The organism is Rhodococcus wratislaviensis (assembly GCF_900455735.1).
GTDB classification, from domain to species: Bacteria; Actinomycetota; Actinomycetes; order Mycobacteriales; family Mycobacteriaceae; genus Rhodococcus_F; species Rhodococcus_F wratislaviensis.
Genome location: NZ_UAUI01000007.1, coordinates 40,973 through 67,122, shown reverse-complemented (window position 1 = coordinate 67,122; position 26,150 = coordinate 40,973). Strand labels below are relative to the sequence as shown.

Annotated in this window: 25 protein-coding genes; 7 read left to right on the top strand and 18 right to left on the bottom strand. The window is 68.6% G+C overall.

What is annotated here, in order from left to right; all coding sequences use genetic code 11:
• Positions 1 to 83 precede the first annotated feature (83 nt).
• The 3 genes from stf0 to cysC are packed head-to-tail and all read left to right on the top strand — an operon-like array spanning position 84 to position 3,711.
• On the top strand, positions 84 to 887 hold the full coding sequence (gene stf0, locus DTA22_RS11210) for a trehalose 2-sulfotransferase (protein WP_037226410.1): 804 nt from the start codon (positions 84 to 86) through the stop codon (positions 885 to 887).
• Positions 884 to 1,831, top strand: a complete 948-nt coding sequence (gene cysD / locus DTA22_RS11205) for a sulfate adenylyltransferase subunit CysD (RefSeq protein ID WP_037226407.1) — start codon at positions 884 to 886, stop codon at positions 1,829 to 1,831. Before stf0 ends, cysD begins: the two co-directional genes overlap by 4 nt.
• Complete coding sequence (gene cysC, locus DTA22_RS11200; RefSeq protein ID WP_112299463.1) at positions 1,831 to 3,711, top strand: adenylyl-sulfate kinase; 1,881 nt, start codon at positions 1,831 to 1,833, stop codon at positions 3,709 to 3,711. The genes cysD and cysC overlap by 1 nt, the downstream gene beginning before the upstream one ends.
• Here the strand turns inward: cysC and DTA22_RS11195 are convergent.
• The 8 genes from DTA22_RS11195 to DTA22_RS11160 form a co-directional block, all read right to left on the bottom strand.
• Complete coding sequence (locus tag DTA22_RS11195) at positions 3,708 to 5,201, bottom strand: UDP-N-acetylmuramoyl-L-alanyl-D-glutamate--2,6-diaminopimelate ligase (protein WP_112299462.1); 1,494 nt, start codon at positions 5,199 to 5,201, stop codon at positions 3,708 to 3,710. The genes cysC and DTA22_RS11195 overlap by 4 nt on opposite strands.
• A 69-nt stretch (positions 5,202 to 5,270) precedes the next feature.
• Positions 5,271 to 6,650 carry a sulfatase family protein gene (locus tag DTA22_RS11190; RefSeq protein WP_112299461.1) on the bottom strand — a complete coding sequence of 460 codons (1,380 nt, stop codon included), beginning with the start codon at positions 6,648 to 6,650 and terminating at the stop codon, positions 5,271 to 5,273.
• A 25-nt stretch (positions 6,651 to 6,675) separates the two neighbouring features.
• Positions 6,676 to 7,689: a sulfate/molybdate ABC transporter ATP-binding protein gene (locus DTA22_RS11185; RefSeq protein WP_037226398.1), complete on the bottom strand. Its 1,014-nt coding sequence runs from the start codon at positions 7,687 to 7,689 to the stop codon at positions 6,676 to 6,678.
• A complete protein-coding gene (cysW, locus tag DTA22_RS11180; RefSeq protein WP_005261260.1) occupies positions 7,686 to 8,492 on the bottom strand; it encodes a sulfate ABC transporter permease subunit CysW in 807 nt (268 codons plus the stop codon). Before cysW ends, DTA22_RS11185 begins: the two co-directional genes overlap by 4 nt.
• Complete coding sequence (gene cysT / locus DTA22_RS11175; protein WP_037226396.1) at positions 8,489 to 9,370, bottom strand: sulfate ABC transporter permease subunit CysT; 882 nt, start codon at positions 9,368 to 9,370, stop codon at positions 8,489 to 8,491. Before cysT ends, cysW begins: the two co-directional genes overlap by 4 nt.
• Positions 9,371 to 9,377: 7 nt before the next feature.
• Positions 9,378 to 10,409, bottom strand: coding sequence for a sulfate ABC transporter substrate-binding protein (locus DTA22_RS11170; RefSeq protein ID WP_037226395.1), 1,032 nt, complete (start codon positions 10,407 to 10,409; stop codon positions 9,378 to 9,380).
• Between the two features lie 184 nt (positions 10,410 to 10,593).
• The gene (locus DTA22_RS37130; protein WP_368681004.1) at positions 10,594 to 10,722 is read right to left on the bottom strand and encodes an Ms4533A family Cys-rich leader peptide; all 129 of its coding nucleotides are present in this window, start codon (positions 10,720 to 10,722) and stop codon (positions 10,594 to 10,596) included.
• Between the two features lie 87 nt (positions 10,723 to 10,809).
• Positions 10,810 to 10,992 (bottom strand): hypothetical protein, encoded by a 183-nt coding sequence (locus DTA22_RS11160; RefSeq protein ID WP_005247996.1) that lies wholly within the window; start codon positions 10,990 to 10,992, stop codon positions 10,810 to 10,812.
• An 86-nt stretch (positions 10,993 to 11,078) separates the two neighbouring features.
• Between DTA22_RS11160 and DTA22_RS11155 the strand changes: the two genes are divergently transcribed.
• Positions 11,079 to 13,034, top strand: a complete 1,956-nt coding sequence (locus tag DTA22_RS11155) for a glycoside hydrolase family 15 protein (RefSeq protein WP_112299527.1) — start codon at positions 11,079 to 11,081, stop codon at positions 13,032 to 13,034.
• Here DTA22_RS11155 and DTA22_RS11150 read toward each other — a convergent pair whose 3' ends face one another.
• The 3 genes from DTA22_RS11150 to lepA form a co-directional block, all read right to left on the bottom strand.
• Complete coding sequence (locus tag DTA22_RS11150) at positions 13,035 to 13,784, bottom strand: ABC transporter substrate-binding protein (RefSeq protein ID WP_245973467.1); 750 nt, start codon at positions 13,782 to 13,784, stop codon at positions 13,035 to 13,037. It abuts the gene before it with no gap.
• Positions 13,785 to 13,865: 81 nt separating this feature from the next.
• A complete protein-coding gene (locus tag DTA22_RS11145; protein ID WP_112299526.1) occupies positions 13,866 to 14,804 on the bottom strand; it encodes an NAD(P)H-dependent flavin oxidoreductase in 939 nt (312 codons plus the stop codon).
• 64 nt (positions 14,805 to 14,868) lie between these two features.
• Positions 14,869 to 16,761 (bottom strand): translation elongation factor 4, encoded by a 1,893-nt coding sequence (lepA, locus tag DTA22_RS11140; protein WP_037226390.1) that lies wholly within the window; start codon positions 16,759 to 16,761, stop codon positions 14,869 to 14,871.
• Between the two features lie 65 nt (positions 16,762 to 16,826).
• Here lepA and DTA22_RS11135 point away from each other — a divergent pair, with 65 nt between their 5' ends.
• Positions 16,827 to 17,390: a type II toxin-antitoxin system PemK/MazF family toxin gene (locus DTA22_RS11135; protein ID WP_112299460.1), complete on the top strand. Its 564-nt coding sequence runs from the start codon at positions 16,827 to 16,829 to the stop codon at positions 17,388 to 17,390.
• A 4-nt stretch (positions 17,391 to 17,394) separates the two neighbouring features.
• On the opposite strand, the gene DTA22_RS11130 is transcribed toward DTA22_RS11135, so the two are convergent.
• The 5 genes from DTA22_RS11130 to DTA22_RS11110 form a co-directional block, all read right to left on the bottom strand.
• Positions 17,395 to 18,156 (bottom strand): SGNH/GDSL hydrolase family protein, encoded by a 762-nt coding sequence (locus DTA22_RS11130; protein ID WP_112299459.1) that lies wholly within the window; start codon positions 18,154 to 18,156, stop codon positions 17,395 to 17,397.
• Between the two features lie 117 nt (positions 18,157 to 18,273).
• Positions 18,274 to 19,047: an aquaporin gene (locus DTA22_RS11125; protein ID WP_112299458.1), complete on the bottom strand. Its 774-nt coding sequence runs from the start codon at positions 19,045 to 19,047 to the stop codon at positions 18,274 to 18,276.
• Between the two features lie 63 nt (positions 19,048 to 19,110).
• Positions 19,111 to 19,941: a transglutaminase family protein gene (locus DTA22_RS11120; protein ID WP_011594353.1), complete on the bottom strand. Its 831-nt coding sequence runs from the start codon at positions 19,939 to 19,941 to the stop codon at positions 19,111 to 19,113.
• Positions 19,942 to 19,949: 8 nt separating this feature from the next.
• Positions 19,950 to 20,921 (bottom strand): alpha-E domain-containing protein, encoded by a 972-nt coding sequence (locus tag DTA22_RS11115; RefSeq protein ID WP_037226382.1) that lies wholly within the window; start codon positions 20,919 to 20,921, stop codon positions 19,950 to 19,952.
• Positions 20,921 to 22,546: a circularly permuted type 2 ATP-grasp protein gene (locus tag DTA22_RS11110; protein ID WP_112299457.1), complete on the bottom strand. Its 1,626-nt coding sequence runs from the start codon at positions 22,544 to 22,546 to the stop codon at positions 20,921 to 20,923. The genes DTA22_RS11115 and DTA22_RS11110 overlap by 1 nt, the downstream gene beginning before the upstream one ends.
• A 306-nt stretch (positions 22,547 to 22,852) precedes the next feature.
• On the opposite strand from DTA22_RS11110, the gene rpsT reads away from it, so the two are divergent.
• Complete coding sequence (gene rpsT, locus DTA22_RS11100; protein ID WP_005248015.1) at positions 22,853 to 23,113, top strand: 30S ribosomal protein S20; 261 nt, start codon at positions 22,853 to 22,855, stop codon at positions 23,111 to 23,113.
• 70 nt (positions 23,114 to 23,183) lie between these two features.
• On the opposite strand, the gene holA is transcribed toward rpsT, so the two are convergent.
• Positions 23,184 to 24,161 carry a DNA polymerase III subunit delta gene (gene holA / locus DTA22_RS11095; protein WP_112299456.1) on the bottom strand — a complete coding sequence of 326 codons (978 nt, stop codon included), beginning with the start codon at positions 24,159 to 24,161 and terminating at the stop codon, positions 23,184 to 23,186.
• 116 nt (positions 24,162 to 24,277) lie between these two features.
• Between holA and DTA22_RS11090 the strand changes: the two genes are divergently transcribed.
• A complete protein-coding gene (locus DTA22_RS11090; RefSeq protein WP_112299455.1) occupies positions 24,278 to 25,033 on the top strand; it encodes a hypothetical protein in 756 nt (251 codons plus the stop codon).
• Here DTA22_RS11090 and DTA22_RS11085 read toward each other — a convergent pair.
• Complete coding sequence (locus tag DTA22_RS11085; protein ID WP_112299454.1) at positions 25,026 to 26,135, bottom strand: carboxylate-amine ligase; 1,110 nt, start codon at positions 26,133 to 26,135, stop codon at positions 25,026 to 25,028. The two genes, DTA22_RS11090 and DTA22_RS11085, sit on opposite strands and share 8 nt — an antisense overlap.
• Positions 26,136 to 26,150 lie beyond the last annotated feature (15 nt).

Here is a 26,150-nt window from a genome sequence, read left to right as displayed (position 1 = left end):
GCAGAAAATGCCAAGTGTTTCAATCACGATAATTGGATTTCGTCCCGATTTCGGCACCGAATTTCGCGTTTATAGTTTCCGGCATGTCGGAGCCACGCTCATATCTCGTCTGTGCGTCACAGCGCAGCGGCAGCACCCTGCTCGTCGAATCCCTTCGCGCCACGACCGTGGCCGGCAACCCCGAGGAGTTCTTCCAGTACCTGCCGTCCACCAGTCGTTCGCCGCAGCCGCGGCAGTGGTTCGAGGGCGTCACCGACGAGTCGGTACTCTCACTGCTCGCCCCGCTCGAACCGGGGACCGCCGACACCCGCAGCGCGGAGCAGTGGCGCGATCAACTGCTCAGCCTCGGTCGCACCCCCAACGGGGTGTGGGGCGGAAAACTGATGTGGAACCAGGTGCCGCTCGTCCTCGACCGCGCCGCCGGACTTGCGGACCGGTCCGGCAACGACCTGCGGTCCGCCCTCGACGACCTCCTGGGCCGCGACCTCGCCTTCATCCACGTCTACCGGCGTGACGTCGTCGCGCAGGCGGTGTCGATGTGGCGGGCGGTGCAAACTCAGGTGTGGCGCGACGACGCCACCCCGCCCGCCCCGCACGACGGCGCCGAGTACCACGCGGGCGGCATCGCACACCTCGTCCGCATTCTGCGCGATCAAGATGAGCAGTGGCGCAACTGGTTCGAGGTCGAGGGACTCGACCACATCGACATCGGTTTCGACGATCTCGTGGCGGCGCCGCAGGCGACGGCGGCGAAGGTGCTCGTCGAACTCGGCCTCGACGCCGATCTCGCTCCCCCGCCCCCGCTGAAGCGGCAGAGCGACGGCCGCTCCAAGGAGTGGGCCCTGCGGTATCGGTCCGAAGCCGCCGTGAACGGACTCCCGCTGTGACCGCCGTCGGCGCCGCGGCGCCGCGTGACAGCACCGTCGGCGCCGCACGGGTGGACGAACTCCGCGCGCTGGAGGCGGAGGCCGTGCACATCATCCGCGAGGTGGTCGCGGAACTCGAGCGACCGGTGCTGTTGTTCTCGGCCGGCAAGGACTCCATCGTGTTGCTGCGACTGGCGGAGAAGGCGTTCCGGCCGTCCCCGTTGCCGTTTCCCGTCCTGCACGTCGACACCGGCCACAATTTCCCCGAGGTGATCGAGTTCCGTGATCGGCGGCTCGCCGAGGACGGTCACCGGCTGATCGTCGCGTCGGTGCAGGAGTCGATCGACAAGGGTCGGGTCGCCGAATCGGGCGGTCCGGGCACGTCCCGCAACCGGTTGCAGACCCGCACCCTGCTCGACGCCCTGGAGGAGCATCGCTTCGACGCCGCGTTCGGCGGTGCGCGCCGAGACGAGGAACGGGCCCGCGCGAAGGAGCGGGTGCTCAGCTTCCGCGACGAGTTCGGGCAGTGGGATCCGCGTGCGCAGCGGCCCGAGCCGTGGTCGCTGTACAACGGGCGGATCCGCCGTGGTGAGCAGGTTCGCGTGTTCCCGCTGAGTAATTGGACCGAACTCGACATCTGGCGCTACATCGAACTCGAGAATCTGGCGCTGCCGTCGATCTACTTCGCCCACGAGCGGCAGGTGTTCGAGCGCGACGGCATCCTGCTGGGGTTGTCCGAGTACACGCTGCCCACCGAAGACGAACTGGTGCAACGGCTCCGGGTGCGGTACCGCACGGTCGGGGACCTGACCATCACCGGTGCCGTGCGTTCCGACGCCGACGACGTCGCCGGCGTGATCGAGGAGATCGCCGCGGCCACGGTCTCCGAGCGCGGCGAGACCCGGGCCGACGACCGAACTTCCGTTGCCGCGATGGAAGACCGCAAGCGCGAGGGGTACTTCTGATGACCACCACCAGCCGGCCCCGTCAGTTGCTGCGGCTCGCCACCGCGGGCAGCGTCGACGACGGCAAGAGCACCCTGATCGGACGGCTCCTCCACGACACCGGCAGCCTGCCCACCGACCATCTCGAGGCGGTGACGAACACCGACGGCGAGGCGGACCTCGCCGCCCTGTCCGACGGGCTGCGCGCCGAACGCGAACAGGGCATCACGATCGATGTGGCGTACCGGTTCTTCTCCACCGCCACCCGCAGTTTCGTGCTCGCGGACACGCCGGGGCACGAACGGTACACCCGCAACATGTTCACCGGTGCGTCGAACGCCCACGTGGCCGTGCTGCTCGTGGACGCCCGCGCCGGGGTGCTCCGGCAGACCCGCCGCCACGCGCGGATCGCCGACCTTCTCGGCGTGCCGCACCTGGTCGCCGTGGTCAACAAGATCGATCTCGTCGACTTCGACGAGACCCGGTTCAAGGAAGTCGAATCCGAACTCGGGCTGCTCGCGCAGCGCCTCGGCGGCCGCGACCTCACGGTGATCCCGGTGTCCGCCACCCGCGGCGACAACGTCGTCACGCGGTCGGATTCGACACCCTGGTACGACGGGCCCACGATCCTCGAGTATCTCGAGGAGGTGGAACTCGCCGCGCCGTCCGCGGTCGCGTCCGAACTGCGACTGCCGATCCAGTGGGTGGCGCGTCCCACGGACGACCGGCGACGCCGCTACACCGGCCGGCTGTCCGCCGGCACCCTGTCCGTCGGCGACGAGGTGGTGGTCCTGCCTGCGGGTTCCCGCAGCACGGTCACCACCCTCGACACCCTCGATCCGAACCGGTCCGTGGCAGTGGCCCCGCTGTCGGTGTCGTTCGAACTCGCGGACGACCTCGACGTCGCCCGCGGCGACCTCGTCGTGAGCGCCGCCGCCGCGACCGCACCCGCCCCGGCCCGCGAGATCGACGCGACCGTGTGCTGGCTGAGCGAGACACCGCTGCGGGCAGGCGACCGGGTGGCGCTCAAGCACACCAGCCGCACCGTGCGCGCGACGGTTCAGGAATTGCACACCCGGCTCGACCCGGAAACCCTCGAAGAACACGACTCCCCCAGCGAACTCGCCCTCAACGACATCGGCCGGATCACGCTCCGGACGAGCACGGTGGTGCTCCCCGACCCGTACGCCACCAATCGCGATGCCGGCGCGTTCATCCTCATCGACGAGCAGAGCAACGACACCGTCGGCGCCGGCACCGTCAGCGAAGCCCGGGAAGTCGTGCCCGGCGAGCAGACCCGGCACGACATCAAGTGGCACCCGTCGTCGCTGGAACGGGATCGGCGCTGGTCCGCGACCGGGCAGCGCGGCGCCACCATCTGGCTCACCGGGCTGCCGGCGTCCGGCAAGTCCACGGTGGCGGTCGCGCTCGAACGGACCCTCGTCGACGCCGGACGGACCGCCTACCTGCTGGACGGCGACAACGTGCGGCACGGCATCTCGGACGACCTCGGATTCTCCCCCGGCGACCGAGCCGAGAACATCCGCCGCGTCGGGCACCTCACCCGGTTGTTCGCGGACGCCGGGGTGGTCGCCATCGCGTCGATGGTGTCGCCGCTGCGCTCGGACCGCGCGATCGCGCGGGCGCTCAACGAGGCCGCGGGACTGCAGTTTCTCGAGATCCACGTGAGCACGCCGGTCGACGAGTGCGAACGGCGGGACCCCAAGGGGCTCTACGCCAAGGCGCGGGCAGGCGAACTCCGCGGCCTCACCGGGATCGACGCGCCGTACGAGGCCCCCGAGAACCCGGATCTCGCGTTCGACACCACCGGCGCCGACCTCGACGACCTCGTCGCGCGGATTCTCGCCGAACTCGCCCGGCACGAGACGCTACTGGCCTAACCTGCGACGAGCCGGCGGAGTGCCTCGTGGAGCGCGAGCCGGTCGTCGAACACACGCCGGCGCGGTCCGTACGCCTGAACCCGGTCGTGCCCACGGCCCGCGACCACCACGACGTCGCCCGGTGCGGCGAGGGTGACGGCGGCGACGATCGCCTCGGCGCGGTCGGGAAGGACGAGCACTTCGGCGTCGCCACCACTGCGTGCTCCCCGCGCCACGTCCTCGCGCAGGCTGTGCGCGTCGTCGGAGTACGGACTCTCGTCGGTGACGATGACCGTGTCGGCGAAACGGGCTGCGGTCGCGCCGAGCGGGACCCGCTTACCGGGGTCGCGCTCACCGGTCGCCCCGACGACGGCGATGACCCGGCCTCGTGTCAGCGAGCGGAGGTACGGAAACAGGCGTCGCTGTCCGGCCGTGTTGTGCATGTAGTCGACGAATGCGAGGAACGGCTGGCCCGCGTGCACCGCCTCCAGGCGTCCGGGCACGGTGTCGAGGTTCTCGATCCCGGCGACCGCCGCGTCGAGGTCCACGCCGCGAGCCGCGAGGGCGGCGAGCGCCGCGAGCGCGTTGTCCACCTGATGCACTCCGAGTAGCCGGAGCCGCACCGGTGTCCGCGCCCCGGCACCGTGGAGCGTGAACGACGTGCCGCCCTCGTCCGCGTGCACGGCGGACGCGTGGACGTCGGCCGTCGTGCACCTCGACGAGAACGTCACACGGGGCACGGTGACCGTGGCGGCGAGGCGGCGTCCGAACTCGTCGTCGATGCCGATGGCTGCCGCGGCGCAGTGCCCCGGTTCGAACAATCTGGCCTTCGCCGCGAAATACGCGTCCATGTCGGGGTGAAAGTCCAGATGGTCGCGGGCGAGGTTGGTGAACACCCCCACCCGGAAGGACGTTCCGTCGATGCGGTGCAGAGCGAGGCCGTGACTCGACACCTCCATCGCGACGGCGCCGGTCCGGTGCTCGGCGAACGCGGCGAGTGTCTGCTGGAGTTCGCACGCCTCGGGAGTCGTCCGGGTCGCGGTGCGTGACCCGTTCGGTCCCCGGACGGTGATCCCCGTCATCATGCCGGTGGCGACACCTGCGGCACGCAGTCCCGCGTCCAGCAGATACGCGGTGCTGGTCTTCCCGTTCGTCCCGGTCACGCCGTAGACGTCGAGCGACTCGGACGGATTGCCGTAGACCCACGCCGCCAACGGACCGAGGAGAAGCCGCGGATCGTCGACGACGATCGTCGGCAGGACGTCCGACTCGCGGTCGCTGAGCATCGCGACAGCACCACGCGACGCGGCCTCGACCGCGAACTCGATCCCGTGTCGGTGCCGGCCCGGCAACGCCGCGTACACGTCGCCGGCCCGGACGAGACGAGAGTCCTGGCTGATCCCCGTCACCGCTGCCTCGCCGGACCCGGACAGAGTCGCCGAGCGGCCGAGGCGGTGCACCATCTCGCGCAGCAGCTTCGGCGGGGTGCACCGCGGGCAGTCGACGCTCACGCTTCCAGTGCACCACTGCCGCGCAGGTCGCGAGGACGGAACCGTCATCATCCGCCGGCAACCCGGCGGCTACATCGCGACGCCGCCCCTCGGCTCGTCCAGGATTCCGCGCTCCGAACTGTAGGCCGAACGCACGTCCGGCACCCGGCCGAGAGTGGCCAGATATTCCTCCATGGCCTTCCGGGCGTACGCGGTTCCCTCCTCCTCGCTCGGGATCGAGTCGCCGGTCGCCCGTCGCCACGTCGCGAGTTGCAGCGCCAACTCGGCCTGTGTCCCGGCGAAGTCCTCGGTGTCGGCCAGGTTGTCTCGCTCGTCGGGATCGGCGGCCAGGTCGTAGAGCTCCCGACTCGGACGCGGCCGGAGATGCTCGGTGCCCAATGCAGCACCGGAGAGGCTGTTCTCGATGTCGAGGGGCAGATCGAGCTTGGGCCGAGGTGCGTAGTTCTCGATGTAGCTGAACTGCTTGGTGCGCACCGCGCGAATGGGATCGAAACTGTCGTGGAAGGTCTTCTCCGTGAACAGGACGTCGCGCGCCGTCGACTCGGACCGGCCCAGCAGTTGCCCGGCGTGGGAGACACCCTCCACGGCCGCGGGGACAGGGACGCCGAGTAGATCGAGAAGGGTGGGAACCAGATCCACCCCGCTGAACAGGTCGTCGTAGACGCGGGGCGCCGCCCGCAGCCTCCGCGGTGGGCGGACGATCGCCGCAATTCCCGTGCCCGGCGCATACAGTGTCGACTTCGCACCGGGGAACGCCTCGCCGTGATCGGTGAGGAACACGACCCACGTGCTGTCGTCGAGCCCCTCGTCGTCCAGCGTCTGCAGCAACCGGCCGACGGCCGCATCGGCCACCTCGATCGACCCGTGGAATCCGGCGAGATCCTCACGGACCTGCGGCCGGTCGGGCAGGTACGACGGAACGTCGAAACCCTCCGGGTCGGCGGGCGCATACCTGTCGACCGGGTACGGGCGGTGGGTCTCGAAGAACCCCGCGGTCAGCAGGAACGGCTGCGGAGGGAACCGCGCCAGCCACCGCGACGCACGGTCGGTGACGTATTCGCAGTACGAGTTCGTCACGTCGTACTCGTGGAAGCCGAGCCGCTTGGGATACGCGGTCTCGTGCTGCATCCCGAACAGAGCCGTGTACCAGCCCGCCTCCGCCAACAGGGACGGCAGCGTGCGGACGTCGTCGTGGTACTGCCAGCCGTGGTGTGCGAGGCCGATCAGTCCGTTGCTGTGCGGGTACCGGCCCGAGAACAGGGCGCCACGCGACGGCGAGCACAGCGGCGCCGCCGCGTGCGCGTCGGTCAGCAGCACACCCTCCGCGGCGAGCCGGTCCAGGTTCGGACTCCGCACCCCGGACGCGCCGTAACACCCGAGATGACGGCCCAGATCGTGCCAGTGCACGATCAGAACGTTGTCACGGACGGGATTCACCGGGGTCGCCACAGTCGCCTCCTACATCGGCGGGGAGTTACAGGGAGACCGGAACTTCGGCCTCCGGGAGTTCGGGTGCCCGCGTGGCCCGCGCGTACACGGTCTCGCCTTCCTGCAGGCCGAGTGCGGCGCTGTCCCCGCGGGTCACCTGCGCCGAGAAGGGTTCACCGGTCGCCTCGTTACGCAGATCCACCCGCACCTCGAACCCCAGGTGCACCACGCGCTCGACGGTGGCCCGCGTGACGCCGAGCGATTCGGCCGTGCCTGCCTCCTGGGCGAGAGCCAGGTCGGGGTCGCGGCCGAGACGGATGTCGTGCGGTCGGACCAGCTGACCGTTGAGCTTGGCCACCGACCCGAGGAACGACATCACGAAGTCGTTGTGGGGACGGTCGTAGAGGTCCTCCGGTTCGCCGATCTGCTCGATCCGGCCCTTGTTGAGGACGGCGATCCGGTCGGCGACGTCGAGGGCCTCCTCCTGGTCGTGGGTGACCAGCACGGTGGTCACGTGCACCTCGTCGTGCAACCGGCGCAGCCAAGTGCGCAGGTCCGTGCGGACCTTCGCGTCGAGCGCGCCGAACGGCTCGTCGAGGAGAAGCACCTTCGGGTCCACGGCCAGGGCCCGCGCGAGCGCCATCCGCTGACGCTGACCGCCGGACAGCTGCGCCGGATACCGGTGCTGGAAGCCGTCGAGGCCGACGATCTCGAGAAGCTCGTTGACCTTCTTGTCGATCTCCGGCTTGGGCCGCTTCCGGATCTTCAGACCGAACGCGACGTTGTCGCGCACCGTCATGTGCTTGAACGCCGCGTAGTGCTGGAACACGAAGCCGATGTCCCGCTTCTGCGGGGAGATGTCGGTGACGTCGTTCCCGCCGATCACGACGGTGCCGGAGTCGAGGGACTCCAGACCGGCGATGGATCGGAGCAGCGTCGACTTGCCCGAACCACTGGGCCCGAGGAGCGCGGTCAGCGAACCCGAGGGGATGTGGATGGAGACGTCGTCGAGAGCAGCAAAGGACCCGTAGTTCTTCCGGGCGCCGGTCACGGTAATCATGTGGTGCTCCTCTTGCGGTCGAGCAGAGTCATCAGAAGCAGGGTGATCAGCGCAATGCCCATCAGCAGGGTGGCTGCGGAGTACGCCCCGAACGTGTTGTGGTCGTCGATGTAGCGCGAGTGAACGAGCAGGGTCAGGGTCTGGGATACACCGGGGAAGCCCGACGACACCATGATCACCGCTCCGAACTCGCCCAGCGAGCGGGCGACGGTCAGGACCACACCGTAGGTGAGGCCCCAGCGGATGGCGGGCAGTGTGATCAGCCAGAACGTCTGCCAGCGGCTCGCACCGAGAGTCGCGGCGGCCTGTTCCTGCTCCTCGCCGATCTCGTGCAGGACGGGCTCGACCTCCCGCACGACGAACGGCAACGTCACGAAGAGTGTGGCGATGACCATGCCGGGAAGCCCGAAGATCACCTTGAACCCCAGCGATTCGAGCCCGCCGAACCAGCCGTTGGCACCCCACAGCAGGATCAGCGACACGCCGACCACGATGGGCGAGACGGCGAACGGAAGGTCGACCACCGCCTGCACCAGACCGCGGCCGGGGAAGCGGCCCCGGACGAGCGCGAGGGCCGTGACGATCCCGAATACCACGTTCACGGGGACGACGATCGCCACGATCAGCAGGGACAGGTTGAGCGCGGAGATCGCGGCCGGTGTGCTGATCGACTGGACGAAGGCGCCGATCCCGTTCTCGAACGTGCGGAACAGGATGATGACGATCGGCACCACCAGCAGGCCGAACAGATAGAGCAGCGCGACCGCGCGCAGGGTGATCCGGGTGGACCCAGAGAGCTTCATTCCGCCTGCTCCTCACGACGCTGCCCCCGGCTGGCGAAGACCCGGAGGGCGAACAACGTCACGAACGCGATGGCCAGGAGAGCCACCGACACGGCCGCCGCAGCCGCCGGCCTGTCGATTTCGATCTGCTGTTGAATGTACTGGGAAGCGACCTGGGTCTCTCGGGGAATGTTTCCGCCGATCAGGACGACGGATCCGTACTCACCGATCGCGCGGGCGAACGCGAGCCCCGCGCCGCTGATGATGGCCGGGGTCAGCGTCGGCAGCACGACTCTCCGGAAGATCGTCACGTTGTCCGCGCCGAGTGAGGCCGCAGCCTCCTCGACTTCCCTGTCCACCTCGATGAGCACCGGCTGCACCGAGCGGACGACGAACGGCAGCGTCACGAATGCCAGTGCCACGATCAGACCGGGCTGCGTCGCGTTGAGGTGGACGCCGATCGGACTCTCCGGGCCGTACAGCGACAGCAGCACGATGCTGGCCACGATGGTCGGCAACGCGAACGGCAGGTCGATCAGCGCGTTGACGGCCCGCTTGCCGGGAAATTCATCACGCACCAGAACCCACGCGATGAGCGTGCCCATGATCACGTTGATCACGGCCACCACGACCGACACCACGACGGTGACGCGCAGGGACGCCACCGCCACGGGCGAGGTGATCGCGTCCACGAAGCCGCCGATTCCGTCGCCGAACGAGGCGACGGTGAGCGCGGCGAGTGGCAGGACCACGATGATGCTCAGCCAGAGCGTCGCGATGCCGATGCCGAGCGGTCCCACCGCACCGGTGACCCGGGCGATCTTCTTGCGCGTAGGCGGAACGGGCGGAGACGGCACCGTGGTGCCGCGTCCGCCCGTCGCCGTCGTCGTGTCGCTCATGTCGGTCTTACTTGGTTGCGTTGTCGTAGATCACCGCGATGGACCCGGTGTCCTTGGCGAACACCTCGGAGTCGACCTTGGACCAGCCGCCGAGATCGGCGATGGTCCACAGCTTGGCCGGTTCGGGGAACTTGTCGGCGAACTCCGCGGCCACCGCGGGATCGACCGGGCGGAATCCGGCCTCGCCCCACAGCTTCTGGCCCTCGGTGGTGTAGAGGAAGTCCTTGAACGCGTTGGCCTTCTCCAGGTTCTTGCTGTTCGACAGCACCGCGACCGGGTTCTCGATCTTGAACGTGGTCGGCGGGGTCACGTGCTCGACGGGGTCACCGTTGCCCTCGATGAACAGCGCCTCGTTCTCGTAGCTGAGCAGCACGTCACCCGTGCCCTGCAGGAACGCCTCCGACGCCTCGCGTCCCGACTTCGGCTGAATCTTCACGTGGTCGTTCACCAGCGACGTGATGTAGGCGAGACCGGCGGCCGGGTCCTGGCCGCCGTTGCTCTTCGCCGCGTACGGTGCGAGCAGGTTCCACTTCGCGGATCCGGAGCTGAACGGGTTCGGGGTCACGACCTCGACGTCGGGGCGCAACAGGTCGTCCCAGTCGCGGATGTTCTTCGGGTTGCCCTCGCGCACGACGATGGTGACGACCGAACCGAACGGAATCCCGTTGTAGGCGTCCTGGTTCCAGCTCTTGTCCACCAGACCGGCGTCGACGAGGCGGGTGATGTCGGGTTCGACGGAGAAGTTGACGAAGTCTGCCTCGGCGCCGTCCTTGACCTTGCGGGACTGGTCACCGGAGGCACCGTAGGACGGCTGGAAGGCCACGCCCTTGCCCTCGTCGGTGGCGTTGAACGCGGGGATCAGCTTGTCGAATCCCGGCTTCGGTACGGCGTACGCGTACAGGTTGATGGTGCCTGCGCTGCCGTCGGCACCGGCCGAGTCGGCGCCGGCGGTGTCGCTGGCGCCGCCGCTGCACGCGGTCAGCGCCACAGCTCCGAGCGTCACGAGGGCCGTGAGAAGACTACGAGAACGGCGTTTCATGGGAGAAACCTTCCTGGGGATCTGTCACAGAGGGGTGGTGCGAACAACGTGGGAGGTGGTGCGTGGGGAGGAACGCAGGGATCGCCCGAGCGGGAAATCAGGAATGCGAACGAAAATCAGCAGCGCGAGACCGGTCGAGCGGTGCGTGGTGTCACCCGCGCGCAGTTCTGTGTGCGAGGAGAAATCAACAACAGTCGATGTCGGCGACTGCGAGCATGCCGACAGCGATCAACGCCAATTCATGGCGGACCTGGTGTACAGCGGCTTCAGACACGCCGTGGACTGTAGCAGAGGCTGAACCAACCGCCCACATCGAACGGGATCTACCGGGTGACCAGCCAGGCGACGACGACGAGGACGAGCAGCGCGAGCAGCGCGAGCGTGACGCGTGAGCGCGGCATCAGGGTTCCTCCACCTTCGAGACGTCCCGCCTGAGCAGGACGAAGACTGCGGCCAGGCCACGATCGAGCAGCCACGCCAGTCCTCGGCACACCGGCACCATCACCAGCAGCACGAGGGCGACCTGCGGAACGAACGGGAGCCCGGCGATCCACAGCTCGAAGCCGTCCCACCAACTCGCCATCCGGTCCACCGTGCCACCCTATCGTTCGCCGGCCCGTGGCCGGCGCACAGGTGGACGCCGCGGCGACGACGGCCGATGATGATCAGATGGTGTCTCTCGATGCGCACTCGGACGACCAGCCCCGCTCCGCTGCGCATCGCCACCGTCGCGCGTTTCCGCCGATCGACGATTACGCATTCCTGTCGGACTGCGAGACCACCTGCCTGATAGCCCGGAACGGGGCGGTCGAGTGGATGTGCATCCCCCGGCCCGACTCCCCCAGCGTCTTCGGCGCCGTCCTCGACCGCAGCGCGGGCCACTTCCGGATCGCACCGTACGGGCAGAACGTGCCCGCCGCCCGCCGCTACCTCCCGGGAGGACTGATCGTCGAAACGACGTGGCAGACCGAAACGGGGTGGCTCATCGTCCGCGACGCACTCGTGCTCGGCCCGTGGCACAACGTGGAGCAGCGGTCCCGCTCCCATCGCCGCACCCCCACTGACTGGGATGCCGAACACGTCCTGCTGCGGACCGTCAAATGCGTGAACGGCACCGTGGATCTCGAGATGAGCTGCGAGCCCGCGTTCGACTACCACCGCGGCGACGCGGTGTGGGAGTACACGGGGAAGGTCTACGAGGAAGCCACCGCCACCTGCAAGTCGAGTGGTGCGGGCGACCACCCCACACTCCGGCTGACCAGCAACATGAAGCTCGGGCTGGAAGGGCGCGAGGCCCGGGCCCGGACCCGGATGGTCGAGGACGACAACGTGTTCGTCGCACTGTCCTGGACGCACATGCCTGCGCCGCAGACCTATGACGAGGCTGCCGAGAAGATGTGGCAGACGGCGAAGTTCTGGCGGGAATGGATCACGACCGGCCGCTTCCCCGACCACAAGTGGCGTGGCTACCTGCAGCGCAGCGCCCTGGCGCTGAAGGGGTTGGCGTACGCCCCCACCGGCGCGCTGCTCGCCGCGTCGACCACGTCGCTTCCGGAAACCCCCGGGGGTGAACGAAATTGGGACTACCGCTACGCATGGGTGCGGGATTCGACGTTCGCCCTGTGGGGGCTGTACAGCCTCGGACTCGACCGGGAGGCCGACGATTTCTTCGCGTTCCTCTACGACGTGTCCAGTGCCGACGACGGCAAGTACCGGCCGCTGCAGGTGATGTACGGCGTCGGCGGCGAGCGGACCCTCGTCGAGGAGGAGCTGCCGCACCTGTCCGGCCATGACGGCGCGCGTCCGGTGCGGATCGGAAACGGTGCGTACGACCAGGACCAGCACGACATCTGGGGAACGATCCTCGATTCCGTGTACCTGCACGTGCGATCGCGCGAGCGGGTGCCGGAGACGCTGTGGCCGATGCTCAAACGTCAGGTCGAGGAGGCGATCGAGCACTGGCAGCTCCCCGACCGCGGCATCTGGGAGGTGCGCGGCGAGCCGCAGCACTTCACGTCGTCGAAGATCATGTGCTGGGTGGCGCTCGACCGGGGCGCGAAACTCGCCGAGCAGCAGGGCGAGGCGAGTTACGCGGATCGGTGGGCCGACCTCGCCGACGAGATCAAGGCCGACATTCTCGAGCACGGCGTCGACGCACGCGGAGTCCTCACCCAGCGGTACGGCAGCGACGAGCTCGACGCCTCACTCCTCCTCGCTCCGCTTCTGCGGTTCCTGCCCGCCGATGATCCGCGCATCCGCGCGACCGTGCTCGCCATCGCGGACGAGCTGACCGAGGGCGGGCTGGTACTGCGTTACCGGGTGGAGACCACGGACGACGGGCTGACGGGCAAGGAGGGCACGTTCACGATCTGTTCGTTCTGGCTCGTGTCGGCGCTCGTGGAGATCGGTGAACTCGACCGCGCGAAGCGCCTGTGCGAGCGGCTCCTCGGGTTCGCGAGCCCCCTCGAGCTGTACGCGGAGGAGATCGATCCCGAGTCGGGGCGGCACCTGGGCAACTTCCCGCAGGCGTTCACGCATCTGGCGTTGATCAACGCGGTCGTTCACGTCATCCGCGCCGAGGAGGCCGCGGCGAGCGGCTTCCACCCTGCCCACTACATGGTGTGATCAGGCGCCGACCGCCTCCAGTTGCGGCGTGATCCGGCCCAGCGAGTACTGCAGGGACAGGCTCGACGGGGTGTTGAACCCGACCACCGTGGCGTAGTCCTCGACGGCGAGACCACCCGGCTGCACGGACGGCAGCTGGGCGAATCCGGGCAACCGCATCAGATCGTCGCGGGTGCCGCCGTTGGGCAGCATCACCACGAGGTCGGCGTTCAGGGCGTCCACCCGCTCCGGGCTCAGGGTGAGGCGGCCGCCGGTGGCCCCCGCTTCTTCCACCAGCGTCGGCGGCAATGTCAGCCCCAGCCTCCGGAACACCGCGCTCGCGCCGTCGTCGGGATCCGCGACGACGACGAGTTGTCCGGTGGCGAAGACGAACTGGGACAGCACCGCCGTCTTGCCGGACAGTGCGGGGAGCCGGTCGGCCAGGCCGTCGACGGTCCCGTTGGTGTTCGCGATGATCTCGGCCGCGCGGTCCTCCTCACCGAGGATCCGGCCGAGGACCTCGACCTGCGACTCCCACGGGTCGACCTGCACGTCGCCCAGCGCGGCGACCGTCGGCGCGATCTTGCTGATCCGGTCGAAGTCCTCCTGGTCGGCGACGGCGAACGAGCCGAGAATCAGATCGGGCGCGAAGCCGGCGATCTGCTCTTCCGGCAGCGACGCACCCACCTGCGTCATGCTTGCGCGGTCGAGTTCCACGGCCGAGTCGTCGACCTCCGACTCCCAGGGGTACAGGCCGCGCTCGTCGCCCATCGCGCCCGCGGACAGATACGCGACGGGTTGGACGCCGAACTCGAGGAGGGCGTCGACCCACTGGCTGCTGGTGGCGACGGGTTACTCCGCGAAACGGTGCAGCAACCGCTCCGCGTCGGCCGCGATCCGCCGCACCACGGCACCCGCAGGCCGCTCCGACGTGACGAGGCCCGCCGCCTCCCCGGCGTACACGACACCGAGGTCGGGGTTCGCGGGATCGTAGGCGGTGGCGAGTTCGGCGTCGGGGGCTCCCGCGCCGTGCCAGCGCGACGTGAACTCGTTGCTCAGGGCCCGTCCACCCCAGCGGGCCGGCCACGGCTGGCTGCGCGCCTGGTCGAACACCGACGTGTACACGGTGTCGCCGCTGCCCGCCGCGATCAGCTTGTCACGGGCGTACTCCGGTCCGATGGTCTCGGGGCTGGCCAGCAGCGCGGTCCCGATCATCGCGCCCTCCGCGCCGGCGGCGAGCACGGCGGCGAGACCGCGACCGGTCGCGATGCCGCCCGCGGCGAGCACGGGCAGCGCGGTGGCCTCCAGGATCTCCTGCAGCAGCGGCAACGTCCCGATCCGCCCGGTGTGGCCGCCCGCCTCACCGCCCTGGGCGATGACGAAGTCGACGCCCGCCGCCTCCACGACCCGCAGATCGTCGATCGTGTTGACCTGCGACACCGCCAGCGCCCCGGTGGCGTGGACCCGCTCCACGTACGGGGCGGGATCACCGAACGACAGCGACACGACCCGCGGGTTCTCCGCCAGCGCGGCGTCGAGCAGCGCGTCGTCGTCGTCGAGCGCCCAGGTCATCAACCCGATCCCGAATGCGTCGCCGCCGATGCTCCGCGCGACCGCCGTCTCCTTCGCCACCCACTCCGGGGTGGCGTAGCGCGCGGCGCCGAGCAGGCCGAGCCCACCCGCCTTCGACACCTCCGCGACGAGGGTCCCGCCTGCCCGTCCGCCCATCGGGGCGCCGAAGATCGGCACCTCGATTCCCAGTGTCCGGGTGAGCCAGGTTTCGAGGGCCACGTGCCGCACCTACCTTCTTTCGATCAGACGTCGACGGAGGAGAACAACCGAGCGGTCGCGGTGCCTACTTCTTCGGCTTGTCCCCCACCGATTCGGACGACAACGCCGCCACGAAGGCCTCTTGCGGAACCTCGACCCGGCCGATGGTCTTCATCCGCTTCTTGCCTTCCTTCTGCTTCTCGAGCAGCTTGCGTTTACGGCTGATGTCACCGCCGTAGCACTTGGCGAGCACGTCCTTGCGGATCGCGCGGATGTTCTCACGCGAGATGATCTTCGAGCCGATCGCCGCCTGGATCGGCACCTCGAACTGCTGACGGGGAATCAGCTCACGCAGCTTCGATGTCATCCGGCCGCCGTACGCGCCTGCCGCCGAGCGGTGCACGATCGACGAGAACGCGTCGACCGCCTCGCCCTGCAGCAGGATGTCCACCTTCACCAGGTCGGCCTGCTGCTCGCCGGACTCCTCGTAGTCGAGGCTGGCGTAGCCCTTGGTCCGCGACTTCAGGGCGTCGAAGAAGTCGAACATGATCTCGCCCATGGGCATCTCGTAGCGCAGTTCGACGCGGGTCTCGGACAGGTAGTCCATGCCTCCGAGTTCACCGCGCCGGTTCTGGCAGAGCTCCATGATCGCGCCGATGAACTCGCTCGGCGCGATGACGGTGCACTTCACCATCGGCTCGTAGACCTCGCGGATCTTGCCCTCCGGCCAGTACGACGGGTTGGTGACGACGTGCTCGGAACCGTCCTCCATCACCACCCGGTACACCACGTTCGGCGACGTCGAGATCAGTTCGAGTCCGAACTCGCGCTCGAGGCGGTCGCGGGTGATCTCCATGTGCAGGAGTCCGAGGAATCCGCAGCGGAACCCGAACCCGAGCGCCACCGACGTCTCCGGCTCGTAGGCCAGGGCGGCGTCGTTGAGACGCAACTTGTCGAGGGCGTCGCGCAGCACGGGGTAGTCCGAACCGTCGAGCGGGTAGAGGCCGGAGTAGACCATCGGCTTGGGGTCGCGGTATCCCACGAGGGGTTCCGTCGCACCGCCGCGCGCGGCGGTGACCGTGTCGCCGACTCGCGACTGCCGGACGTCCTTCACACCGGTGATGAGGTACCCCACCTCGCCGACGCCGAGTCCGATGCTCGCCTTCGGCTCGGGCGAGATGATGCCGACCTCGATCAGGTCGTGGGTGGTGCCCGTCGACATCATGGTGATCTTCTCGCGCGGCGAGATCCGGCCGTCGACGACGCGCACGTAGGTGACGACTCCGCGGTAGGCGTCGTACACGGAGTCGAAGATCATCGCACGGGCCGGACCGTCCGGGTCGCCGACAGGAGCGGGGATCTGCCGCACGACCTCGTCGAGCAGCTCCTTCACCCCCATGCCGGTCTTGCCGGACACGCGCAGCACGTCACCCGGTTCGCATCCGGTGATGTGCGCGATCTCCTCGGCGTACCGGTCGGGGTCGGCGGCGGGCAGGTCGATCTTGTTGAGCACCGGGATGATGGTGAGGTCCTTCTCCATCGCCAGGTACAGGTTGGCGAGAGTCTGGGCCTCGATGCCCTGGGCGGCATCCACCAGCAGGACCGCACCCTCGCAGGCCTCGAGTGCGCGGGAGACCTCGTACGTGAAGTCGACGTGCCCGGGAGTGTCGATGAGGTGGATGACGAACTCCTCGTCGCCGACCTTCCACGGGAGCCGGACGTTCTGCGCCTTGATCGTGATGCCGCGCTCGCGCTCGATGTCCATGCGGTCGAGGTACTGGGCACGCATCTGCCGCTCCTCGACCACACCGGTGAGCTGAAGCATGCGGTCGGCCAGCGTCGACTTGCCGTGATCGATGTGCGCGATGATGCAGAAATTCCGGATCCGGGCAGGATCCGTGAACGTCTTGTCGGCGAAGCTGCTGATGGGGGACCCCTTACCTGGACCGGCACCGGCCCGGTTCCGGGCCACTGTCACCTGTCAGGATATCCAAGTCACCGCGTTGCGGCTGCTGCGGCATACACGCACTAAGCTCGGCGGCCATGGCGAGCACGTGGAGCAGCATCGGGAAGACGTTGGGCCGACTTGCACGGGACAAGGGCCCGCAGCTTCTCCGGCAGCTGCAGAAGTCCGGCGCGCTGGACCGCGCGGCCGGTGTCCTGACCGGGTCGACGGCCGCCGCGCCGAAGCCGGCCCCGGGTCGTCCGGTCACCGCGAACTCCGCCCCGACAGCCCATCGGGCACGGAGGGTGGAGTACTCCCCCGACCTGGACGGTCGCGCGGATCCCGGTGAAATCGTCTGGACGTGGGTGGCGTACGAGGAGGATCCGAGCCAGGGCAAGGATCGGCCCGTGCTCGTCGTCGGACGCGACGGCGACACCCTGCTGGGTTTGATGCTGTCCTCGCAGAGCAAGCACGACGGCGACCGGGACTGGATCGCGGTCGGCTCGGGGGCGTGGGATGCGGAGGGCCGTCCCAGCTGGATCCGCCTGGACCGGGTACTGGACGTGCCGGAGGCGGGGATCCGCCGCGAGGGCGCTGTCATGGCCCGGGACAAGTTCGAGATCGTGGCGCGGCGTCTGCGGGCGGACTTCAGCTGGCAGTGAGGGGTTACCCGCCCAGATCTTCGGCGATGATCTCGGCGATCGCGGTCATCGCGAGCGCGTTGGGATGAGCCGGTTCGGCGGGTGACTGCGGCAGCAGGCCCTCGAACCACCGTTGCCCCGCCGGCGCGCAGGCGTCGTGTCCACCGTCCACGGCGGCCTGCGCGATGTCGACGTAGTGCACGCCGTACCTGGCCGCGGCCTCGACGTAGATCTGGTTGAACCGTGCAAAGTATCGCTCGAGCCAGACCGCGTCGGGGTCGGACACGGGCGTGTTCGGCCAGCAGCCGTGTCGTCCGACGGAACCGCCGTGCCCGATCAGGTAGACCTCGGCATGCGGTGCCTTCGCGACGATCGCGGCGACCACGGCGTCGACCTGGGGCGCCATCGTCGCGATCCCCTCGACCGTGAGTTGCTCCGCCCGCGGGTTGTCGCGGCAACCGGCATCCGCGCCGGGCACGAGGGCGCCGCAGCGCACCGACACGGGCAGATGATTGGAACCGCCCCCGCCGATGCTGAGCGTCACGACGTCGGTGTCCGGGCGGAGCGCGTCGATCTGCGGCGGAGCGAAACGCGTCCCCACGAACTGCGGGGTGCTGATCACATGGGCGGGTGTCGCGGCGGAGCAGGTGACGTCGGTGACGGTAGCCGCGCCGATCAGGTGCGCCAGCTTCGCCGGGTAGTTCAGGTCCGGTGAGCGCAGGCACAGGTCGCGGTGCTCGGAGAATTCGATGAGCGGCCCGGCCGCGCGGGAGTCACCGAGAGCCACGTATGTCGGTCCCGGCCGCGGTGCGCCCTCGGCGGTCGCGGTCGCGGGAAGCGCCCCGGTGAGCGCGAGAACGACGCACGCGAGAAATGCGCCTCGCAGGCCCCTGCTCGTCGGTGCTCAGCTCTGCAGTCGGTCGTACCGGCCGAACAGCGACCGGTAGACCAGCGCACCCACCGCGCCACCGATCAACGGGAACACGATGAACAACCACACCTGGGCGAGCGCACCGTTCTGGTAGGGCGCGACGGCGAGGCTGCGGGCCGGGTTGACGGAGGTGTTGTCGATCGGGATCGACACGAGGTGGATCACGGCGAGCGTGAAACCGATGGAGACACCGGCGAGCGGGACGTCGGAGATCTGGTCGGTGGATGCGAGGACCACGAACACGAGCAGCGCGGTGAGCAGGACTTCGATGATCATCGCCGCACCGATGCCGTAGCCGTTCTCGATGACCCCGCCGAGCGGTCCCTTGATGGCGGACGGACTGTGGGCGCCCCAGCCGTTGGCGCCGAGACCGTCGTCCGCCCGGTTGTACGAGGGCAGGCTCTGCGCGATCGCGTAGATCACCACTCCGGCGACGAGTCCGCCGATGACCTGGGCGACGACGTACAATCCCGCCTTCACGACGGACAACCGGCCGAGAGCGAGGTGTCCGACCGTGACGGCCGGGTTGACGTGGCAGCCCGAAATGGGGCCGATGGCGTAGACGAGGAAGAGCAGGGTCAGTCCGAATGCCAGTGCCACACCGAGGTTCCCGACCTTGGCTCCGGCGAAGACCGCCGTACCCACCGCCGCGAAGACCAGTACGAACGTACCGACCGCCTCTGCTACGTATTTCTTGAGATCCGAGATCGGTTCGACTTCTACGTATTCCTGTGCGGTTGGAGACATGAACCCACCTTCGTCGAAATGGATCGTTAGTCCTGCTTTCCACAGATAGATCTGGCTGGCACTTTACGCCAGGCGTGTGATCTCCACGACGACTTCGAGATCTGTCGCCCGGCCCCCGGAGAAGATGCCCTTGAGCGGCGGAACGTCCGCGTAGTCCCGTCCGATACCCACCGACACGTGCTGTTCGTTCACCGCGACGGCATTGGTGGGGTCGTATCCCCACCACGCGCCGGTCCACGCCTCGACCCACGCGTGACTCTCCCCCGCCACCGTGTCGTCCACCGCCGCATCGGGTTTCGGATGCAGATAGCCGGACACGTAGCGACTCGGAATTCCCATGCTGCGCAGAAGGACCAGTGTCAGGTGCGCGTAGTCCTGGCACACGCCCTGCCGTTCGGCCCAGGCGTCGACCGCTGACGTGTGGACGCCCGTCGTCCCCGGAACGTAATCCATCTCCCGATGCACCCAGTCCGCCGCCGCGACAACGGCTTCGTCGGGGGTGCGGCCCTTGCGGAGATCGCGGGCGATGGTGTCGAGCTTGCGGCTGCGCGGCACGAACGTGGTGTTGCTCAGCTGTTCGTTGAACCGGTCGGTGAGCGGAGGGCTGGCCAGCTCGTCCCAGTCCACCTTCTCCTCCGGCTCCCAGAACGGTTCGGTCTCGACCACGGACAGCCCGGTGACCTCGAGTTCCTTGTGCGGCGCATGGAGATCGAATGCGGTGACGGCGGTGCCCCAGTAGTCGGTGTAGCGGTACGACCGCGTCGCCGGCGTCGTCTCCACGCGGTTCAGGATCACCGTCTGCCTGCTGTCACCGCGCGGGGTCAGTCGCGCCTCGTTGTACGAGGACGTGACCGGTGCGTCGTAGGCATACCCGGTGGTGTGCACGACTCTCATACGCCAGCTCACAGCTCTCCCTCCACGACGGCTTCGCCGCCGACAGCCCGTGCATCGGTCCACGCCACCCACGGCGCGGCGTGAAAATACTGCAGCGCGATGGCTTCTCCGAGCTCGCGGCAGGTTTCCTGCAACCCCGCGAGCCGATCCTGGAGATCCTCGAGGAGCACGCCGGGCGGCAGGAACTCGAGTTCGCTCCGGGCCCTGCCGAGGAGACGCTGCGCCTCGGCCCTGTGTCCGACGCGGCTGTCGGGCTGGTGATCGAGCTCGGCGAGGCACAACTCCGCCTGCCGGATGGCGTGGAACACCGACCGCGGAAACAGCCGGTCCAGCAGGATGAACTCGACCACCCGGTTGGCGTCCAGCGCGCCGCGGTACGTGCGCAGGTAGGTGTCGTGGGCTCCCGCGGAACGCAGCACCGTCACCCACGCCGGCGAGGACGGGCGGTCGCCCGCACGGGACAACAGCATCCGCGCGAGCATGTCGACGCGTTCGATCGAGCGGCCGAGCAGCAGGAAGCGGTATCCGTCGTCGCGGCTCATCGTCGAATCGGCCAGACCCGCGAACATCGCCGCGCGTTCCTCCACGTACCGGAAGAATTCGTGCGGCCCGAGACGCTTGGACGCCCGCTCACGTTCGGCGAGACCGTTGTACGTGGTGTTGAGGCACTCCCACATTTCGCTGGACGTGACCTCCCTGGCACCCCGCGCGTTCTCGCGGGCGCTGGCGAGGGAGTCGATGATCGAGCCCACCTGGTTGCGGCTGAACGCCACCAGTTCGGTCACCGACCGGACGTCGAGCTGGGTGTCGGGCGCTTCGATGCCGAGCACCCGCAGCAGCAACCGGGACGTGCGGTCGGGGTCCACCGAGGCGTCGTCGAGCAGCTGGTGCACGGCGACGTCGAGAATGCGGGCCATGTCGTCGGCCCGTTCGACGTACCGGCCGATCCAGTACAGCGATTCCGCGTTCCTCGCCAGCATCAGCGATCACCTCCCTGGCCCTGTTGTTGCTGCTGTTGCTGTTGTTGCTGCAGTTGAGTGGTGCTGAGTTCGGGTCCCTGCTCGGCCTCGGCGGACTGCGCCGGCTCGGCCACGAGCTCCTCACCCGCGAGTTCCCGCTCCTCGTCGGAGCTCCTGCTCGCGAGCACCCACGTATCCTTGCTGCCGCCACCCTGGCTGGAGTTCACGACGAGCGACCCCTCGGGCAGGGCCACACGGGTGAGCCCACCCGGCAGCACCCACACGTCGTCACCGTCGTTGACCGCGAAGGGCCGCAGATCGACGTGCCGGGGAACCAGTTCGTCCCCGACCTTGGTCGGCACCGTGGACAGCTGGACGACGGGCTGCGCGATCCACCCGCGCGGGTCCGCCTTGATCTTCCGGGCGATCGTGTTCAGTTCCTTGGGTGATGCGTCGGGACCGAAGACGATGCCGTAGCCGCCGGAACCCTCCACCGGTTTGATCACCAGTTCGTCGACCCGGTCCAGGACCTCCTCGCACTCCTCGTCGAGCCAGCACCGGAACGTGTCGACGTTCGCGAGCAACGGCTTCTCACCGAGGTAGTAATCGATGATCTGCGGGACGTAGGTGTAGACGAGTTTGTCGTCACCGACCCCGTTCCCGACAGCACTCGAGATGACGACGTTGCCCGCCCGAGCCGCGTTCAGGACGCCGGCCACCCCGAGCACAGAGTCCGGGCGGAAGTGCATGGGGTCGAGGTAGTCGTCGTCGATGCGGCGGTAGATGACGTCGACCTGCCGTTCACCCTCGGTCGTGCGCATGTAGACCATGTTGTCGCGGCAGAACAGGTCGCGGCCCTCGACCAGTTCGACACCCATCTGGCGCGCGAGCAGCGAATGCTCGAAGTACGCGGAATTGGCGACACCGGGTGTCAGCACCACGACGGTCGGGTCGGCCTCGTTGAGGGCCGCCGAAGCGCGCAACGCGCGAAGGAGATGGGAGGCGTAGTCGCCGACGGACCGCACGCGGTGCGACATGAACAGGTCGGGGAACACCCGCGCCATCGTGCGGCGGTTCTCCATGACGTAGGACACCCCCGACGGCGAACGCAGGTTGTCCTCGAGCACGCGGAACACCCCGTTCTCGTCGCGGACGAGGTCGATTCCTGCGACGTGGATCCGCACCCCGTTCGGCGGAACGATTCCCGAGGCCTCACGGTGGAAGTGCTCGCACGAGGTGACCAACCGCTTCGGCAGCACGTGATCACGCAGGATGCGCTGTTCCCCGTAGACGTCGTCCAGGAACATCTCGAGCGCCTGGACGCGCTGCTTGATGCCCTTCTCGAGACGCGTCCACTCGGCAGCGGCGATGACCCGAGGAACGAGATCGAGCGGGAAGGGCCGTTCCTGACCGGACAGCGAGAACGTCACGCCCTGGTCGATGAATGCCCTGCCGAGGGCCTCGGATCTGGCGGCGAGGTCGGCTCGGTCCGCGGGCTCGAGCGCCTTGAAGACGCCCTTGTACGGCGGGCGGACGGTGCCGTCGCGGTCGAACATCTCGTCGAACGCCAGCCCGTAGCGCCCGATGTCGGTGTACCCGTCGAACACGTGGGCGGGTTCGACGGGCTTGCGCGGCCGGGCGGTCACCCGCGTCCGCGGCTGGGTTCCCGATGCCTTCGCACCCGCCTGCGTGCTTCCCCCCGATTTTCGGACGGGGGCTTTCGAGGTTGCCGACGATTTCGTTACTGTTGACGACTTCGATGCTGGGGGCGTCATCCCAGACATGCTGCTACATGCACACCCGTTCAGCAGCGCAGCCGCAGGATTTGTCGGCGCGTCCGGGTGCCGGTTTGAGATCGGACACCGATCACTGGTAATCTCGCCTGTCGGTGCATATGTGTGCGCCCAGAGCTTTCTCGACCGTAACCAGCTTAAGACGACAGGATTTTACGCGTGGCCAACATCAAGTCCCAGGTGAAGCGGATCCGTACCAACGAGGCGGCCCGACTCCGTAACCAGTCGGTGAAGTCCTCGCTGCGCACGGCGATCCGCTCGTTCCGCGAGGCTGCGGCGGCCGGTGACAAGGACAAGGCCAACGAGCTCCTCGTCGCCACCAGCCGCAAGCTCGACAAGGCAGCCAGCAAGGGCGTCATTCACGCCAACCAGGCTGCCAACAAGAAGTCTGCTCTCGCGCAGGCTATCAACAAGATCTGACGGTTCTTCCGTCGTAGGCTCTCCAACAGCCGCTCGATCCCCCGATCGAGCGGCTGTTGTCGTGTCCCCGTCAGATCTGGCGTAGCCGGGAGACGCGTCCCACGGCACTTTCGACGGCGTAGTCTGCGTCGGCCGCCGCACCTTTGACGTCGGCGTTCAGGGACGCCACGATACGCAGCGCCTCCCCCACCGACGTGGGTGTCCAACCCTTCGCCAGGGCCTGCGCCTTCTTGATCTTCCACGGCGGCATGCCCAGTTCCGACGCCATCCGGAACGGGTCTCCCCGCCCGGCCGGTGCCACTCTGGCGATCGAGTGCACCGCGTCGGCCAGCGCGTCCGCCAGCAGCACGTGCGGAACGCCGCGCAGCATCGCCCAGCGCAGCGCCTCGATCGCACCGGCGGTGTCGCCGGCGACGGCCTTGTCCGCGACGTCGAATCCGCTCACCTCGGCCTTGCCCGAGTAGTAGCGCTGCACGGCGGCGACGTCGATCTTTCCGCCGGTGTCTGCGGTGAGCTGCGAGCACGCGGCGGCCAGTTCGCGCAGATTCGAACCGACTCCCTCGAACACGCTCTGCACCACTTCCGGCGACACCCGGACGCCGAGGGTGCGGAACTCGCCGCGGATGAACCCGATGAGGTCGCCGGACTTCAGTTTGGCGCACGGGTGCACCACGGCTCCGAGTTTCTCCAGCGCACCGGTCATCGCTTTCGCACGTCCGCCGCCCGAGTGCAGAACCACCAGGACGACGCCCGGAGGTGGGTCGCCGGCCGCGTCGAGGATCAGTGCCACCGAGTCCTTACCCGCCTCGGCCGCGGCTTCCAGAACCACGACGCGGTCCTCGGCGAACAGGGAGGGGCTGAGCAGTTCGGCGAGTTCGGCCGCGCCGGCATCGCCCGCCCTCAACCGGTTGACCGGAAGCTCCGCGCCCGCGGCCACGTCCGCGCTCGCACGGACCTGGCTGATGACCTGCGACACCGCGCGTTCGACGAGGAACTCCTCGTCACCGAGGACGAGATGGAGCTGTTCGAGCTGAGTTGGAGTGCTCACGCGAAGATCGTGCCACGTGTGGCGGACACGTTCGCCGACACCCCGGAGCCGAGACCGCGCAGACCGAACAGGCGATAGCCGCGCAGCGGTCGCGTCGGCGGTGGACACTCGATCATATGACCGCGGAAACCGAGGTGGACGGCGTCACCCGCGAGGACTACGCGCACATGATCGACCTCGACGACGATCGCGCGGCAGGGCAACGGTACGAGCTGAGTTTCCGGTACACCTGCCGCGACGGGCTGCTCCTCCGATGGTCGGTGCACGTGGTGGCCCGCTGTTCGGCCTCCGGACACGCCGAGACGCTGTTCGCCGGTGGTCGATCCGTTCTCGAACCCGCATCGCCCTCGTGTCGCGACGTCGCGGCGGCCGGCTCCGACGACGACTTCGAGACCGCGTGCGACTTCTACGAACACCGCTGGCGGTCCCTGCTCGACCCGGCGGGCGACAGCGTGCGAGGTGACACCGAGCAGCGTCACCTGTCGGACGCGCTCACCCTGTACGGGCGTACGTGGCGCAGTGCCGCCGGCCGCGCGATCGCCGACCGGCTCGCGTCGTTCGCACATGTCACCGTGCTCGCCCTGGGAACCGACCCCGCCTTCCACGTCATGCGCCGCACCGCGGCCCACTACCCCGACCCGGTCGTCCTCGCCGTCTACCAACCCGCCGGACAGCGCATCGATCTCAGCCTCGTCGACACCGCGACCGTGGAGGCGTTGATCGACGACCCCGGACCGCTGCGCACCGGACCGGACACCAGCGCCGGCGCTCTGCTCACGGGTGTCCGATCCGCCGGACTGCTGCATCCCGGCTACATCGGCTCCGCCACCGCCGGCGTCACCGAGCTGACTCCGCCGCCCCCGGTCAGCTGACCACTTCGCACGTCAGGAGGTCGACCACCGCCGCCAGCGTGCCGACGCGGGCGAACTCGGCCCGTTGCCGCTCGGCGCCCGTGCCCTCCCGCAACACGGTGTCGAGCCCCGACTCGAGGAACGCCCGATCACTCGCGCCGAGCCCCGGGGCCACGCACTCGTTCAGCAATTCCAGCTGCCGGCGGATCGGCAGCGACCGATCGGTGGCCGGGCTCGTGCATTCCCCGTCGAGTCCGTCACGGGCCGCACGCCACAACTGCGCTCGCAGCAGCTCGGCGCGCAGCCACGGCACGGTGAGGCCGTTCTCCAGCGACCGCAGCGCCCACCCGACGAGCCCCTTCACGACCACCGCGTAGAGCGCCGCGTGCGCCGCGGTCATGGCGACGTCCGCGATCCGGACCTCGATGGTCGGTTGCTTGTCGGAGAGCCGGACGTGCCAGTAGATCATTCCCCGATCCATGGCGGCACCGGTCCCGATCATGGCGCCGACCGTCGCCTCGTACTCGTCCGCGGAGTCGAAGTGGGGCGGCGGTCCCGCCGACGGCCACCGCGACCACATGATGTGCCGCCAACTGTGATACGCGGTGTCGTGCCCACTGTGGAACGGCGAGTTCGCGGCGAGCGCGAGCAGCACGGGCAGCCAACTGCGAACCAGGTTGCTCACCCGCACACCGACGTCGCGGCTCGGGATCCCCACGTGCACGTGACAGCCGCACGTGGTCACCGTGTCCACGATCGACCCGAAGTGGCGGGCCATCTCCTCGTACCGCGGGCTCGGGGTGATCGCCGGCGGCAATCCCTCGACGATCAAGGACGTCCCGCTGGGCAGCAGCAACAGGTCGCGGCCCGCGGCGGCCTTCGCCAGCCGGCGGCGCAGGCTGCGCAGCTCCTCGTGCAGTTCCTCCCCGGTGTGGCACACACCGGTCGCCGTCTCGATCTGGCATCGGGCGAGTTCACGCTGGAGCCCGTGAATGTCGTGGCCGGCCTCCGCCACCACGTCGGGTCCCGCGGCGGAAAGGTGACCGGACTCGTCGACGAGGAAGAACTCCTCCTCGACTCCCACACTGAGGTCGCGACCCGATTCCGTTGCTGCAGGGCTCATTCAGCAGGTATCCCC

What these genes read in the sequence shown, in the direction of transcription:
- stf0 (WP_037226410.1), top strand. Translation starts at nt 84, where the DNA reads ATGTCGGAGCCACGCTCATATCTCGTCTGTGCGTCACAGCGCAGCGGC.
- cysC (WP_112299463.1), top strand. Translation starts at nt 1,831, where the DNA reads ATGACCACCACCAGCCGGCCCCGTCAGTTGCTGCGGCTCGCCACCGCG.
- DTA22_RS11185 (WP_037226398.1), bottom strand. Translation starts at nt 7,689, where the DNA reads ATGATTACCGTGACCGGCGCCCGGAAGAACTACGGGTCCTTTGCTGCT.
- cysW (WP_005261260.1), bottom strand. Translation starts at nt 8,492, where the DNA reads ATGAAGCTCTCTGGGTCCACCCGGATCACCCTGCGCGCGGTCGCGCTG.
- cysT (WP_037226396.1), bottom strand. Translation starts at nt 9,370, where the DNA reads ATGAGCGACACGACGACGGCGACGGGCGGACGCGGCACCACGGTGCCG.
- DTA22_RS11170 (WP_037226395.1), bottom strand. Translation starts at nt 10,409, where the DNA reads ATGAAACGCCGTTCTCGTAGTCTTCTCACGGCCCTCGTGACGCTCGGA.
- DTA22_RS37130 (WP_368681004.1), bottom strand. Translation starts at nt 10,722, where the DNA reads ATGTGGGCGGTTGGTTCAGCCTCTGCTACAGTCCACGGCGTGTCTGAA.
- DTA22_RS11160 (WP_005247996.1), bottom strand. Translation starts at nt 10,992, where the DNA reads ATGGCGAGTTGGTGGGACGGCTTCGAGCTGTGGATCGCCGGGCTCCCG.
- DTA22_RS11155 (WP_112299527.1), top strand. Translation starts at nt 11,079, where the DNA reads ATGGTGTCTCTCGATGCGCACTCGGACGACCAGCCCCGCTCCGCTGCG.
- DTA22_RS11150 (WP_245973467.1), bottom strand. Translation starts at nt 13,784, where the DNA reads ATGGGCGACGAGCGCGGCCTGTACCCCTGGGAGTCGGAGGTCGACGAC.
- DTA22_RS11135 (WP_112299460.1), top strand. Translation starts at nt 16,827, where the DNA reads ATGGCGAGCACGTGGAGCAGCATCGGGAAGACGTTGGGCCGACTTGCA.
- DTA22_RS11125 (WP_112299458.1), bottom strand. Translation starts at nt 19,047, where the DNA reads ATGTCTCCAACCGCACAGGAATACGTAGAAGTCGAACCGATCTCGGAT.
- DTA22_RS11120 (WP_011594353.1), bottom strand. Translation starts at nt 19,941, where the DNA reads ATGAGAGTCGTGCACACCACCGGGTATGCCTACGACGCACCGGTCACG.
- DTA22_RS11115 (WP_037226382.1), bottom strand. Translation starts at nt 20,921, where the DNA reads ATGCTGGCGAGGAACGCGGAATCGCTGTACTGGATCGGCCGGTACGTC.
- DTA22_RS11090 (WP_112299455.1), top strand. Translation starts at nt 24,278, where the DNA reads ATGACCGCGGAAACCGAGGTGGACGGCGTCACCCGCGAGGACTACGCG.
- DTA22_RS11085 (WP_112299454.1), bottom strand. Translation starts at nt 26,135, where the DNA reads ATGAGCCCTGCAGCAACGGAATCGGGTCGCGACCTCAGTGTGGGAGTC.